The sequence below is a fragment of the Moorena producens 3L genome, from assembly GCF_000211815.1.
Taxonomy (GTDB): domain Bacteria; phylum Cyanobacteriota; class Cyanobacteriia; order Cyanobacteriales; family Coleofasciculaceae; genus Moorena; species Moorena producens.
This window is the reverse complement of sequence record NZ_GL890923.1, coordinates 12,450-26,181: the sequence shown is the minus strand read 5'-3', so window position 1 is coordinate 26,181 and position 13,732 is coordinate 12,450. Positions and strand designations below refer to the sequence as shown.

Genomic DNA, 13,732 nt, shown 5'->3' with positions numbered 1-13,732 from the left:
CCGCAAATAGCTATATCATGGTGATTCTACAGCAAAAATAAAACGATATATTTGCCAAAATGAGATGCTCCCAACAAATCGGGTGCATCTTACTTTTTTGAGGCAAAACGCGAGTCTGATAAACCCCATTTTCCATTGCTGTATGGCTTTTAAAATTAGTAGGTGCGCTTCACCCATTAAGAATTAAATTCGCGAGGGGTCGCACCTGTGGATTTCACAGACTAAATTTCACAGACTAAAACTGTACCCTTTTCCCCACGAGTTATTCTGAGTTCCTCATCCAGATAGAGAATTTGTAGACGACCTTTGGGCGATCGCTTCATGGTAAATGCTAATTCTCCAGTATCTGGGTTCATCTCTTGGGGGGGTACTAAACCGAACATCAACTTCAAAAAACCAGACATCAATTTTTCTGTCCAACTTTTCTGTGAAGATGGGCATTGATCACCAAAAATTGCTTGCCAATCTTTTAGATTTGTTGATGGATGGGGGGCTAAAATAGCTCCTGTAAATTGTACTTGTAACACCCAATCACTAACGGGATAACAAACGCCTTGGTTGCGTACAATTCCCTTGATTTGAGCCATAGACTCATCAACGGTCGTAAATTCCACAACGATATCATGACTACGCTGTTGACCATCTCCCAACAAAAATACAGGTTGGAGAACTCGGTCAATCACCAGTTTTAATCCTGTGGGTTGAAACATATTAAACGCAAGACGACCGAGAGTGTAAGCATACTGACCCTCTGCCAGTTGCTCTCCTCCGGGAAAATTAGGTGTGCTAATTAACAACCATTCATGATCCAGGAGTTCCCCATGACGTGTTGGTGCTGTTGTGGGATTGAGTTGAGATAAATGATTAATTGCAGCAATTACGGCTTCATGCTTAGTATTTCCACCACAAGCGGCAAGCACTTGACGCAAGGCTGTTTTAGCTGATGTACGTTTTTCTGAATCTACGACTACCATATCATTGAAAATTTTAGCTGTCCTGATGATGCTACTTTATATCATCCTATATTGTTAATTTTTTATTGACTATTTTTTTAAATTTTGTTACATTTATTCTGATTAATAATCCAATAATTTACAAAATAATCCTACTATGTCTAGCAGCGTTTTACAGTCCGTAACCTCTCAAAATAAGGCAGTGAAAAAACTGGGATTAGGTGGCTATAATTCAGATTTTTTTGACTGGGAAGAAGTTTGGTATCCTGTTTTTTACGTCGAAGATTTAGACAAATCCCAGCCCACTCGCTTCACTTTGTTAGAGCAGGATATTGTCCTCTGGTGGGACAAGCATGAACAGATGTGGCGAGCGTTTGTCGATCAATGTCCACACCGTTTGGCTCCACTGTCTGAAGGTAGAATTAATCAGGATGGACGGCTAGAATGTCCCTATCATGGCTGGGCTTTTTCCGGAACAGGCCAGTGTGAGGTCATTCCACAGCAAAAAGAAAGGGGAAAGGCTGAAATTTCCCAACGTGCCTGTGTCAATTCACTACCGACTAAAATTGCTCAAGGATTGTTATTTGTTTATCCGGGACTTGCTGAGAATGCGGCTAAAACTAAGGTTCCTATTGTTGATGCCTTAGAAGAAGACCCGGACGGTTGGGTTTGCTTGAATACGTTTCGGGATTTGCCTTATGATGCCCTAACATTGATGGAAAATGTACTCGATCCCAGTCATATTCCTTACACCCACCACCGCAGTGTCGGTAACCGCGCTAATGTATCTCCTGTGGAATTGGAGGTTGTAGAATCCGGGAAGTGCGGATTTAAAGGGGTTTGGGCAGAAGGTCCCCGTAAAGGAACCCTAGGACGACAGGATACTACCTTTATTGCTCCTGGACTGATGTGGCATGACCTCACCTCCAAGCAGTTTGGCAGGACACTAACAGTTGTGTACGCGACTCCCATTCGCAAGGGAGAGTGTCGGCTATTTGCCCGCTTTCCTTTTAAGTTTTCCTCCAAATTACCAAGGTTATTTCTGAAACTAACTCCTCGCTGGTATTCCCATATTGGGCAAAATAATGTTTTGGAAGATGATCAGATTTTCTTGCATTACCAAGAAAGATATATCGAACAACAAGGGGGTAGTGGTAATTTTAATAAAGCGTTTTATTTGCCAACTAAAGCCGACCTATTTGTATTCCAGTTGCGTTTTTGGGTTAATCATTATAGTATCGACCCATTTCCAGGAAAAACTCTACCACCATCACTACCTAAGGAAGTTCTCTTAGAAAGGTATCATTCCCACACGCAAAAATGCGCGAGTTGTCGTGGGGCTTTAGGGAACTTGCAACGGTTAAGGCTGGGATTAGCTGTAGGGACTGCACTGGTTTGGGTATTGCTTCCGTTACTGGTATTTATTCACCCTCAGGTATCTATTGTTACTGTTATTATTTTGACTGTAGCTGTTTTAATGAGTGGGGGAGTTTGGTTGGCTTTGGGTAAGTTGGAGCGGCAATTTTACAAAGGAAGGGAAATTCCACCCCGTAATTGGCCAGAGAAAGTTTACAAGGAGGCGAAGCCTAGATGAATGTGACTCTTACCATTAATGGTGAACAGCACATCCTCACCATTGAACCCCGTCTAACACTCCTAGATGCTCTGCGTGAATATTTGGGATTAGTCGGGAGTAAAAAGGGGTGCGATCATGGACAATGTGGAGCTTGCACTGTTTTAATTGATGGTCAGCGAGTTTATTCCTGTCTCGCTTTGGCAGCCATGCAAGAAGGTAAGGAGATTGTTACGATTGAAGGCTTGGCAACAGGGGATACTCTCAATCCGGTGCAGCAGGCATTTATTGACAATGATGGCTTCCAATGCGGCTATTGTACCCCAGGGCAAATTTGCGCTTCTGTGGCTCTTTTGGAGGAAGTTAAACGGGGTTGTGTTAGCGCGGTGACACCAGATTTGCATAGTCCTCCACAACTAGCTGAACTCTCCGAGGCGGAAATTAAGGAACGACTGAGTGGGAATCTCTGCCGATGCAGTGCTTACAATGGTATTGTGGCAGCCGTACAGCAGGTAATTGGACAAAAACCACCCTCTCCTGTGGCAGTGGTTATGGTTAGTGAATCTGGAAATAACTAAGCATCATGAATAACTTCACCTATACCCGTGCCACATCCTGGTTAGATGCGGTAAACCAGGCAGTTGCTGACCAAAACTCCATGTTTATCGCTGGTGGAACGAATTTAGTTGACCGTCTCAAAGTATTCTTAGATCAGCCATCGCAACTGATTGATATCTCTCGGTTACAGATGCAGAACATTGAACCGATGGCTGATGGTAGTCTGCGTCTGGGAGCGCTAGTTAGTAATACCGCAGTGGCAGACAATAGTGATATTCGCCGCAACTATCCCATGTTAGCTAGGGCAATTCTCTCTGGCGCATCTCAGCAAATTCGCAACATGGCTACAGTGGGGGGAAACCTGCTGCAACGTACCCGTTGTCCATATTATTACGATACCGCCTTTGCTTGTAATAAACGGCAACCAGGGACAGGCTGCCCCGCAATCACGGGAATTAACCGTACTCATGCCATCCTTGGGGCCAGCGAGCAGTGTGTAGCAGTCCACCCGTCAGATATGTGTGTTGCCCTAGCTGCATTGGATGCGGTGGTGGAAGTAGCAAGTCCCCAAGGGCAAAGGCAGATACCTTTTACAGATTTCCACCGTCTACCAGGAAATACACCCGAGCAAGACACCAATTTAGAACCAGGGGAGTTAATTACGGCTGTGATTCTGCCCAGCTTATCCTTTGGGAAATCTGGGGTTTATTTGAAAATACGCGATCGCGCTTCCTATTCCTTTGCTTTAATTTCTGTGGCGGCGGCGGTAAACTTGCAAGGGGAGCAAATCCAAGCTGCACGCTTGGCAATGGGTGGGGTAGCACACAAGCCTTGGCGAGCAACAGCAGCAGAAGAGTTTTTGATTGGTAAGTCTGCGGATGTAGCAACATTGACCGAGGCTGCAGAAATTGCCTTGAACTTAGCCAAACCTTTAACTCACAACGGTTATAAAGTCGAACTGGCAAAACGGGTGATTCGTCGCGCCCTCATGGTTTCTGCTCAAGGAGGAGGAGTAGCATGAATCAAGTAACTGGTACTAATATTAACCGCAAGGATGGACGAGCAAAGGTCACAGGGACAGCAACCTACGCTGCTGAACATCAAATTCCCGGTTTAGTTCATGGTTATCTGGTGACTGCTAATATTGCTCATGGGCAGATTACAAGTATTGATACCCAAGCAGCAGCAACAGCACCAGGGGTAATTGCAGTTTTCACTCATAAAAACCCGCCGACCGTATCTAAACCAGCTAACGATTTTTTCACCTCAAAAATCTACGAGGCACGACTACCCTTATCAGATGACCAAATTTACTACGCAGGACAGATTATTGGTTTGGTAGTAGCAGATACCTTTGAACGGGCACGTCACGCTGCCCATTTAGTTAAGGTAGAATACGTCACCCAAGAACCAATTGTAGAAACCAGCAAAGCTACCTTTAACGAAGCTCCACCCATGTTTGGGCAACAGATGACGTTTGAGAAGGGGAATTTTGCTGCTGCGGACTTTGCCAGTGCTATGGCAGGTGTAGGAGCCGAGATTACAGCTACTTACACAACTTCCAGCGAACTACACGCACCGATGGAACCCCATGCTATCATTGCTCACTGGCAAGATCCAGACACCCTGACTGTCTACGAACCATCCCAGTGGGTAATCGGTAGTCAGCGTACCTATGCAGACCTGTTTGGACTTACCCCGGAAAAAGTCCGTATTATCACACCTTTTATTGGTGGGGGTTTTGGTTCTAAAGCCTTCCCTTGGCCCCATGCCATTATTGGTGCAGCAGCTGCCCGTCAACTGCAACGTCCCCTGAAAGTTGTTCTCAGCCGTCGGCAAATGACCGCCAACGCCGGACACCGGTCTGAAACAGAACAAACGATTCGTTTAGGGGCAAATGCTGATGGTAGCTTGATGGCGATCGACCATGGGGTTAAATCCTGTACCTCACCAGTTGAGATTTTTACTGAACCTTGTACAGGCATTACACCAGCTATGTATGCTGCACCCAATCTGCGAAACCGTCAGGAATTGGCGGTGATGAACGTTGGGACACCCACATTCATGCGTGCCCCAGGGGAAAATCCGGGGTTATGGGCACTAGAATCAGCCATGGATGAATTGGCATGGGAGTTAAAAATCGACCCAGTGGAACTGCGGTTAAAAAATGAAACTAAGGAACACCAGCGCCAGGGTTTACCTTTCTCTGCCAAGGATTTCGGGGAATGTTTGCGGCTGGGTGCGGAACAATTTGGGTGGCAAGATAGACCAAAACAGGTGCGTTCCCTCACCCGTGATGGTAAGCTGATTGGTTGGGGCATGGCGGCATCAACCTTCCCCGCTTTACGGAGTTCAGCCACAGTCACAGTGCGGTTGTTAGCCGATGGTACTGCCCATATCCTCACTAGTGCTAATGACATGGGTACTGGTGCATATACCATTGTTGCAGGTACAGCAGCCGAGGTATTGGGGCTAGCCGTAGAACAGGTACGGGTGGAGATGGGAGACTCCTTACTGCCAAATGGTGGGATGGCGGGTGGTTCCCAAATGACAGCAACCCTTGTACCAGCAGTCATGAGGGCTTGTGAAGAGGTTTTACAGACAGCTAAAGCGAAAACAGCCCAAGAAGCCTTTGCCACCCTGCATCAGTCGGGACAAGCTGCTTTTGAAGCGACAGCCTCTTCTGCAGCCGGTGAAGAGGGGAAGAAATGGGCATTCCAATCCTGGGGGGCACATTTTTGTGAAGTCAGCGTAGATGAAGACATTGCCCGCTTGCGCGTCAACCGTTGGGTGTCTGTGATGAATATTGGGCGAGTAATGAATGCCAAAACTGCAGCGTCTCAGATACGAGGTGCCGTAATTATGGGTATTGGACACGCCTTGATGGAAGCCTGTGATTTTGACCCCAATATTGGCTATCCTGTGGTTTACGACCTGGCCACCTATCATTATCCCAGTCATGCAGATATTCCCCGGATTCAGGTGACATTTGTGGGGGAACCTGACTATAACTTTAATCCCGCAGGGGTACGGGGTTTGGGTGAAATTGGGATTACAGGAGTATCGGCTGCGATCGCTAATGCTATTTACCATGCTACAGGTAAACGTATCCGTGATTTACCAATTACACCGGATAAGTTGTTGTGACAGCAAAAGCTATCACCTTGTAGCTTGATTTTTTTTAGTAATTTCCACCACAATCGGAGGTCTTGAACAACGGATTCGGCATTAATAAATACCTCAATTATTCAGTTTTATTTTAATTACCTGAATAAAAAAAATCAAACTGTAACAAATTATAAAATCACACATTATAAAGCCAATATATTTATGGAATTTATTTCAACAAAAAACTTTGATAGTGAAGCTGAAAAAAATGTTTGGAATGCGATAAAACGACAATTCAATGAACAACCCGGTTACTGTTGGCATCGTTATCCCATTACTAGATATAGTGGTCTTCGTTTAGAACCGGATATTATTATTATTCATCCTGAATGGGGATTAATTATCATAGAAGTAAAAGGATGCTATTTAGAAAATATTGAGGCTATTGAAGGGCATACTTGGTATATGCAAGATTGGTACAAAGACGAAATAGAACCCTATGACCAAGCTGAAAAGCATATGTGGGCTATTCTTGACAGATTAAAGCAGTTTAAGCATGGATTTTTAAGAAATGAACAAGGAAATTGCAAAATAGCTGGTAAGGCTTTTGTTGCTTTACCATATGTAAGTGAACCACTATGGAAAAAGCGATTTCAAGATCATTTATCTGCACCTAAATGGGAATTAATATTTTCAGGAGATTTAGAAGATGAGCAACTATATCAAAGAATTATTAATTCACCGATTAAACAAAAATATCCTTTTCAAGAAGATTCTGAGGAATGGAAAACTGCTATAGCAGTAATTACAGGTTCACAAGGAATTCAATCTAAAAAACGCAGACCTACTAAAAAGCAAGACAGTAAAGCTGCTTTTCTAAGAAAAGTTGAGGAAAAAATAAAAACTTTTGATAGTCAACAACATAAAGTTGCCGTTCAGACTCCTGCTGGACCTCAAAGAATTAGAGGGCTTGCTGGGACAGGTAAAACAGTGGTTTTAGCTCAAAAAGCTGCATATATGCACGTTCAAAATCCCGATTGGTCAATTGTTTATACATTTTATTCTCGCTCTCTATACGAACAAATTATTAATTATATCACTCGTTTTGTTCAAGAATTTTCAAGAGGAGAATTAGAACAACCAAATTGGGATAAAATTCATATACTTCACGCATGGGGAGGGTCAGAACAATCTGGGCTATATCAGCAAGTTACAGCTATAGTAAATACCGATTTTAGAAACTTTAAGAACGCTAAAAGCTACTTTGGTACATCTAGTGGAAGATTTGCTTTTAATGGATGCTGTGGCGAATTATTAGAGCATGAAAACGAAATTCCAGAAATTTTTGATGCAATTCTTATTGATGAAGCTCAAGATTTTGGTGAAAATTATTTCCGACTATGTTATGAGTTACTGAAACAACCCAAAAGAATAATTTGGGGATATGATGAGGTTCAAAGTCTTGAAGAATTAGACATTCCAACCGCTGAGAGTCTTTTTGGAAAAGATATTGATGGTAATCCACTGGTTAGTCTCGATGGAGTTTATCCAGGGGAGATTGAAAAAGATATGATTTTATATCATTGTTATAGAAATCCTAGACCTGTTTTAATTGCTGCTCATGCTTTCGGTTTAGGTTTAAGACGAAGAGGAGGTGCAGTTCAATTTATTAATACAGTGGGTGGATGGCAAGATATAGGATATGAAGTGGAACAGGTAAATAGTAATGAATTAATTACAGGTCAAGAAATTACTCTTTATCGCCCTAAGTCTAATTCTCCTCATTTACTGGAAGAATTAGTAGGGTATCATAATTTGATACAATATCAAAATTTTGAGAATAGACAGCAAGAACTTAAATGGATAATCAACGACATCGAAAAAAATATTAAAGAAGAAGAATTAAAACCTGATGAAATTGCAATTATTGCCTTAGATAGTAGAAAAAAAATTGCAGAACAAGAATATGAGTATTTGTATAAAGGTTTAGAAAATAAAAAAATACAATCTGTCAGAATAGGAACTGATACTTCTGCTGATATATTTCGTTCACAGGGATGTGTAACTATAACAAGTGTTTTTCGTGCTAAAGGCAATGAAGCATCTGTTGTATATGTTTACGGTTTTGAAAATATTGCAAAATCAAGTGATATTGTCAAACAACGAAATATTGCTTTTACTGCAATGACAAGAACTAAAGGTTGGTTAACTATTACAGGTGTTGGAGAAGAAAGTAAGTTATTATTTAGAGAAATACAAGGTATTTTAGAAGAAATTGGTCGTGTTAAATTCATTGTTCCCGACATGAATAAAATTCAACGTAATCTTGAAACTTATGAAAATCAGCGTAGGAGAAAACGTACACACAAAGCACAAAAATCTCTTGTGCAATTGTTAAAAGATAGAGCAGATGTCAATCCAGAAGATTTACCATTAGACCAACGCAAAAAACTTCTCAAATGGTTACTTAGCAATAATAAAGATATTGATGATTTACTCTCTGATAAATAAAAAATTACTGTTTTTATTTTGGTTATAGGGAGTTAGAAGGGCGATCTATCTTGGAGGTATAGAGAAGTTGAGATGAGATCGCTTTTTGGTAATCTGGGAAAGATGATGGTGTGATCGCTTCTGACTGAAGTTCTCCCTGCTAAAAATCACGAAATCCTTTGCTGAAAGTGGTTTCAGGGATTTTTAAATTGTCCTTACTGGTTACATTTGTGTGCAACGAGTTATATCTAAATTATTTGTAAGCATTCAGGTGGTGGGGTTGACAAAAGGGGAAAGATGATTAGTATTTTAGAACCATGGAAATTAAACCGTCAGCTATCCCAAATAGGTTTGAAGCTCTGGAACTGCTGCCCCAATCAGTTCTGGTGGAGCTGGTGCTGCAACTGCCAACTAGGGAATTGAACAACTGATTGCGGAGGTGGAACGGCTCAAAAGTCTGTGGTCGAAAAACAGGCAGACTTCATCTGCGATCGCTAATGCTAAGCTGTTCGGCATTTAAATTGGTATAATAAAAATTAATAAATAACCCAATAATAGGAAATATGCCAGCAAAAAATTATCTGACACAAGAGCAAAAAACAATACTTCAAAAAGCCTTAAAAATAGAAGAAAATGGAAATATTAGAGAACGTATTTTAATTTTGCTGTTGTTGAATAGTGGAAAAACACAGTTAGAAATTGCTGAAGTTTTGGGTTGTTCAAAGAACACAGTCTGTTATTGGTGTGTCCACGGAGATCCAGATGACTTAGAGAGTCTTAAAGATAAAAGAATGAAAGGCAATCACCAAAAAGCAACAAAACAATATATAGAAGTATTATTAGAATTAGTCGAAAAAGAACCCGAAGAATTAGGATATGAATTTGGTCGATGGACAGCTCAAAAATTAGCCGTTCATTTAGAAGATACAACAGGCATCAAGTTAAGTGGGTCTCAAGTTCGTAGGATACTAGTCAAGAAAAAATATGTTTACCTTTGGTCAAAGTATAGCTTAGATTCTAAAAAAGACCCTAAAAAAAGGGAAGCATTTAAAAAGAAACTAGATGAGTATTTAAAAATAGAAAAAGAAAGCCCAGAGCGTCTTCAGGTATGGTTTTGGGATGAAAGCGGATTTAGTTTGAGAGTCATCAGAAGAAAAAACTGGTGTAAAAGAGGAAAGCGAAAAAAAGTTAGAGGAGACCGTTCGCGCAGCGTCGGGCTTTGCCCGAAAGGCAAGGGAGAGTTAATGTGATGGGAGCTTTGCGATATTCAGATAAAAAAAGATTTGTAGATTTCCTCAAAAAAAGCAATAGTCAAACTTTTTATAAAGTTTTAAAAACCTTTTATAAAGAGCTAGAAAATGAATGGATGGAAGCGGGTAATAAACTAGAAGACTTTGCTAAGAAAGGACCGAAAATCGTCATTATTTTAGACAATGCTAGTTTTCACAAAAAAGCCGAATATATTCATAAAATAGAAGAAGATATGCCGAATATTTATTTAGAATATCTTCCCGAGTATAGTCCTGATTATAACTTAATTGAATTGGTTTGGCATTCAGCAAAAGAATATATTGCCAATCGAGTTTTCAAATCAATTGAAGAATTAGAATGTTTGTTAAATCATCTTTTAAATGAAGGAGGGTTAATTATAAAATGGGTACGAAAAATAAAAAACAAAGGCAATGCTGTTATCACAGTTTAAATGCGCAACAGCTTATTTAGCATGCTACAGGTAAATGTATCCGTGATTTACCAATTACACCAGATAAGTTTTGGAAAGGTGCTTCTGTTAATCCCTGCCATGCAGGTTTACCACTAAATGCTTACTTAAAATCTAAAATCTAAAATCTCATGACCACACCTGCCCATAATCTGATCCAGTCCATGTATGAAGCAATCAATCGTAGGGATGTTAACGCTGCGATGGAGTGGATAGACGACCAGTGTATTTACGAGGATCTCAACTTTTCCCAACCATTCAAAGGAAAGGAAGCTGTCAGACAACTTCTGGAAGAATCCTGTCAAGGTATCCCGGATGATTTAAAATTTGTCATTGACGATATCACCACAGGGGATCCCCTGGCAGTAGGAGTACTATGGCACGTTGAGTTAGACGGCATTCCCTTTCCCAACGGACGAGGTGTTAGCTTTTATCGTTTTTCTGAGGTAACTGGCAAGTTAGTTTTAGCCCGTGATCTGGTTGAACCCCCCATAAAACCAGGGAAGGCGGCATTCTTGATCATCCGACTGGTATCTCCGCTGATACGGCGACTGCTGAAACCTCGGCAAGATAAAAGTACCAGGGAAATCTCTCCCTTAGGCCAAGGGATTCCAAAAAGTCAACGCTTTCTTGCTCTAGTCTTTTGGTTAATAGCGATCGCCTATATTTACATTCTGTTGCTATCTCCACCAGGGCAACTTATTCCAGGGGAACCCGCTTGGGCTATTCAACCAGAAACTATAGAGGAAATAGTAAATGAATCTCTGAATTTTTTCTTTATTTTACCCCTTTTGAACCTCGTAGGCATTCATTATCTAGAAGCACCAGTGGTTCATCCTAGCTTAGAAGCACTCTTCAACTTTGCCGAAGCTTGGATTTTTATGTTTTTACCTCTACTCCTCGTCGATAGAAGGACAACTCATTTCCCCAAGATTCTCATTTGGAGTCTGGCGATGTTCGGAACCAATGCTGTTCTTACCCCTTATATGGCACTGCGCTATAATACACCAATTCCTCCAGTAAAGGAGGAAACGAACAAGGGAATATTAGCTCGTGTATTTGGTTGGACAGGAATGATAGTGGGGATCATTGCCTTAGTTTGGGGGGTTATGGGACGACCAGAGTTTGGAGATTTGGTCGAGAGAATGAACTATTTTGGGGAGCAATTGATGACGAACCGACTTACATTAGCTTTCTGTGTAGATTTATTACTTTTTTCCCTTTTTCAGGCTTTACTTTTGGGGGCAGTTAACACCAGGATTGGCTGGTTTCGATTTATTCCTTTCTGGGGACTTGCGCTATGGCTCATTCTATGAGTTGCTTGGAGGTTTGCTCAGCACGAGCGAACGCAATTTGCTGGCCAAAATCACTTTTATTCTCAAATCATAACTATATGGTTTTGGCATAATCTGGTGTTCAATATCAAAAAGTTTACCTTAACGCTTACATAACTGTGCTGCGGAGCATTTTCAGTCAGTAAAGGTTAATCAGGATTTAATAATGTTAGAACTATATTTAGACAGTGCCGATGTTGAACAAATAGCACGTTTTCACTCTTGCTTACCCATTAAAGGAATAACAACCAACCCCAGTATTCTGGCTCAAGCCAATATAGGTGTTAATCAATTACTTAAAGAAGTAAATTCTATACTAGGGAATGAGGCACGTTTCCACATTCAAGTTATCAGTCAATCTGTAGATGAAATAATCTTGGAAGCTGATAAAATAACAGCTTTACCCTATGATATTGTGGTTAAAATTCCCGCCACGGAAATAGGTCTGGTGGCAATAAAACAGTTACATCGGAAGCAGATACCTCTATTAGCTACGGCAATTTATACAGTTCAACAAGGTTTTTTAGCTGCACTAGCAGGTGCCGATTATTTAGCTCCTTATGTAAATCGAATTGATGTTTTGGGGGGAAATGGTGTCACAGTTGTGGAGCAACTTCAACAACTTGTCCAACAACAAAACCTAAGTTGTTGTTTATTACCGGCTAGTTTTAAAAATTCGCGTCAAGTTTTAGAGGTATTACAAGCAGGGGTTGGTGCGATTACTTTGCCTGTAGGTTTAATGGGACAAATGGTTTTACATCCGGCTACACCTTTGGCAGTTGAACAATTTAATACTGATTGGCAACAAGTCTTTGGTGATAAATTAGCTTTTGAAACTTAATGTGACCTGAGTTTTGGATAAGAAAACAGGCAGATAGAGAGAGAATACATAAACATACATATAGAGTTTATTGCAGTTATGAGGTACAGTCTTCTTGGACGTTAATTCCCTGTTAGGTGCGCTTGACCCATTAAGAATTAAATTCGCCACGGGTCGCACCTCTTGATCCAGCGCATCGCTATTCCCTATGCCCTCTTATCTCTTCCCTGTTCTCTTTTTCCTTGAGCGACTTGTCAAACTGCTGATACATTATTTCATTGACAATCCACAACTCCTAACCGTAATCCAATACGCTGGTATTTGGTAGAATCATAGAAAGTTCCCCGGTGCATTACTTGTGAGTTATCCCAAAAAATAATATCTCCTGGCTCCCAAACATGGGAATATACAGGGGTGCGTTTTAAAACAGTCTGAAACAAATCTTGCCAGTATTGTTTGGCTTCTTCTCGTTTATCTTCCATACCCAGAGGAATTGCTGTGTTCCAAGAACCCAAATATAATCCTTTTTGACCCGTAACTTTGTGAGTTGAAACAATGGGATGGACTTTTTTAGGAACATCATCCCAGTCAAGATTTTGACGATCAAACATGGGTGGCATTTGATACATTGATATTCCTTCTAATTCCTTTTGATAACTAGGATCAAGATTGTTATAAGCTTCTACTAAGTCTAAATATTCTGTGGTGTGAGGTTGTCCATTTTCTCCCTCTTCAGGAACTTTTATAGTGTAGAGCATGACAACATACAGTGCATTCATATCTAATTCTTCTCTTCTGGGTACTCCATCTTTATCTTGATGCCACACCCGGGCTCCATAAATCTTTTCAGGAGGTTCTTGATCAAATCCTTTAGGATTACCTAAAATAGCTGTATATTGGCTCTGGATATCTGGAGGGAGATCGGGGTCTAAAGAAAAAGAATTACCTCCAAACATCAAATTTCCAAAAGTTTTTATGGCAAATTCTTCTAACTCCGATGCAGTAAGCTGTTGATTTTTGACAACAATCACACCATGTTCCCATAGAGATTGTTTTAATTCATGTCTTTGTGAATCGGTCAGATGCAGTAAGTTACATCCTGGAAGGACTTCCATTCCTAGTCTAGATTTATATTGTGTTTGTTTTAATGGATTTTTGATAATCATAAAATTTACT

The 13,732-nt window shown here is 40.8% G+C and carries 9 protein-coding genes and 1 pseudogene; 8 read left to right on the top strand and 2 right to left on the bottom strand.

Going from position 1 to position 13,732, the window contains the following annotated elements; genetic code table 11:
- Nucleotides 1–221: 221 nt before the first annotated feature.
- Nucleotides 222–974: a PAP/fibrillin family protein gene (locus LYNGBM3L_RS15130; RefSeq protein WP_008184849.1), complete on the bottom strand. Its 753-nt coding sequence runs from the start codon at nucleotides 972–974 to the stop codon at nucleotides 222–224.
- Between the two features lie 136 nt (nucleotides 975–1,110).
- Between LYNGBM3L_RS15130 and LYNGBM3L_RS15125 the strand changes: the two genes are divergently transcribed.
- From LYNGBM3L_RS15125 to LYNGBM3L_RS15085, 8 genes and pseudogenes are all read left to right on the top strand, one after another.
- Complete coding sequence (locus tag LYNGBM3L_RS15125) at nucleotides 1,111–2,547, top strand: aromatic ring-hydroxylating dioxygenase subunit alpha (RefSeq protein ID WP_008184847.1); 1,437 nt, start codon at nucleotides 1,111–1,113, stop codon at nucleotides 2,545–2,547.
- Nucleotides 2,544–3,104: a (2Fe-2S)-binding protein gene (locus LYNGBM3L_RS15120; protein WP_008184845.1), complete on the top strand. Its 561-nt coding sequence runs from the start codon at nucleotides 2,544–2,546 to the stop codon at nucleotides 3,102–3,104. Before LYNGBM3L_RS15125 ends, LYNGBM3L_RS15120 begins: the two co-directional genes overlap by 4 nt.
- A 5-nt stretch (nucleotides 3,105–3,109) precedes the next feature.
- Complete coding sequence (locus LYNGBM3L_RS15115; protein WP_008184842.1) at nucleotides 3,110–4,105, top strand: FAD binding domain-containing protein; 996 nt, start codon at nucleotides 3,110–3,112, stop codon at nucleotides 4,103–4,105.
- Nucleotides 4,102–6,231 carry a xanthine dehydrogenase family protein molybdopterin-binding subunit gene (locus LYNGBM3L_RS15110; RefSeq protein WP_008184839.1) on the top strand — a complete coding sequence of 710 codons (2,130 nt, stop codon included), beginning with the start codon at nucleotides 4,102–4,104 and terminating at the stop codon, nucleotides 6,229–6,231. Before LYNGBM3L_RS15115 ends, LYNGBM3L_RS15110 begins: the two co-directional genes overlap by 4 nt.
- A 183-nt stretch (nucleotides 6,232–6,414) precedes the next feature.
- The gene (locus tag LYNGBM3L_RS15105) at nucleotides 6,415–8,703 is read left to right on the top strand and encodes an NERD domain-containing protein (RefSeq protein WP_008184837.1); all 2,289 of its coding nucleotides are present in this window, start codon (nucleotides 6,415–6,417) and stop codon (nucleotides 8,701–8,703) included.
- A 542-nt stretch (nucleotides 8,704–9,245) separates the two neighbouring features.
- Nucleotides 9,246–10,384: pseudogene (locus LYNGBM3L_RS38400) on the top strand (IS630 family transposase).
- 149 nt (nucleotides 10,385–10,533) lie between these two features.
- On the top strand, nucleotides 10,534–11,718 hold the full coding sequence (locus tag LYNGBM3L_RS15090; protein ID WP_008184832.1) for a nuclear transport factor 2 family protein: 1,185 nt from the start codon (nucleotides 10,534–10,536) through the stop codon (nucleotides 11,716–11,718).
- A gap of 184 nt (nucleotides 11,719–11,902) precedes the next feature.
- Nucleotides 11,903–12,577, top strand: a complete 675-nt coding sequence (locus LYNGBM3L_RS15085; RefSeq protein ID WP_008184830.1) for a transaldolase family protein — start codon at nucleotides 11,903–11,905, stop codon at nucleotides 12,575–12,577.
- Between the two features lie 254 nt (nucleotides 12,578–12,831).
- On the opposite strand, the gene LYNGBM3L_RS36540 is transcribed toward LYNGBM3L_RS15085, so the two are convergent.
- The gene (locus tag LYNGBM3L_RS36540; protein WP_008184828.1) at nucleotides 12,832–13,722 is read right to left on the bottom strand and encodes a TauD/TfdA dioxygenase family protein; all 891 of its coding nucleotides are present in this window, start codon (nucleotides 13,720–13,722) and stop codon (nucleotides 12,832–12,834) included.
- Between the last annotated feature and the right edge of the window lie 10 nt (nucleotides 13,723–13,732).

Excerpts from the sequence above, each read along its gene's own strand:
- LYNGBM3L_RS15130 (WP_008184849.1), bottom strand. The coding sequence starts at position 974 with ATGGTAGTCGTAGATTCAGAAAAACGTACATCAGCTAAAACAGCCTTG.
- LYNGBM3L_RS15125 (WP_008184847.1), top strand. The coding sequence starts at position 1,111 with ATGTCTAGCAGCGTTTTACAGTCCGTAACCTCTCAAAATAAGGCAGTG.
- LYNGBM3L_RS15120 (WP_008184845.1), top strand. The coding sequence starts at position 2,544 with ATGAATGTGACTCTTACCATTAATGGTGAACAGCACATCCTCACCATT.
- LYNGBM3L_RS15115 (WP_008184842.1), top strand. The coding sequence starts at position 3,110 with ATGAATAACTTCACCTATACCCGTGCCACATCCTGGTTAGATGCGGTA.
- LYNGBM3L_RS15110 (WP_008184839.1), top strand. The coding sequence starts at position 4,102 with ATGAATCAAGTAACTGGTACTAATATTAACCGCAAGGATGGACGAGCA.
- LYNGBM3L_RS15105 (WP_008184837.1), top strand. The coding sequence starts at position 6,415 with ATGGAATTTATTTCAACAAAAAACTTTGATAGTGAAGCTGAAAAAAAT.
- LYNGBM3L_RS15090 (WP_008184832.1), top strand. The coding sequence starts at position 10,534 with ATGACCACACCTGCCCATAATCTGATCCAGTCCATGTATGAAGCAATC.
- LYNGBM3L_RS15085 (WP_008184830.1), top strand. The coding sequence starts at position 11,903 with ATGTTAGAACTATATTTAGACAGTGCCGATGTTGAACAAATAGCACGT.
- LYNGBM3L_RS36540 (WP_008184828.1), bottom strand. The coding sequence starts at position 13,722 with ATGATTATCAAAAATCCATTAAAACAAACACAATATAAATCTAGACTA.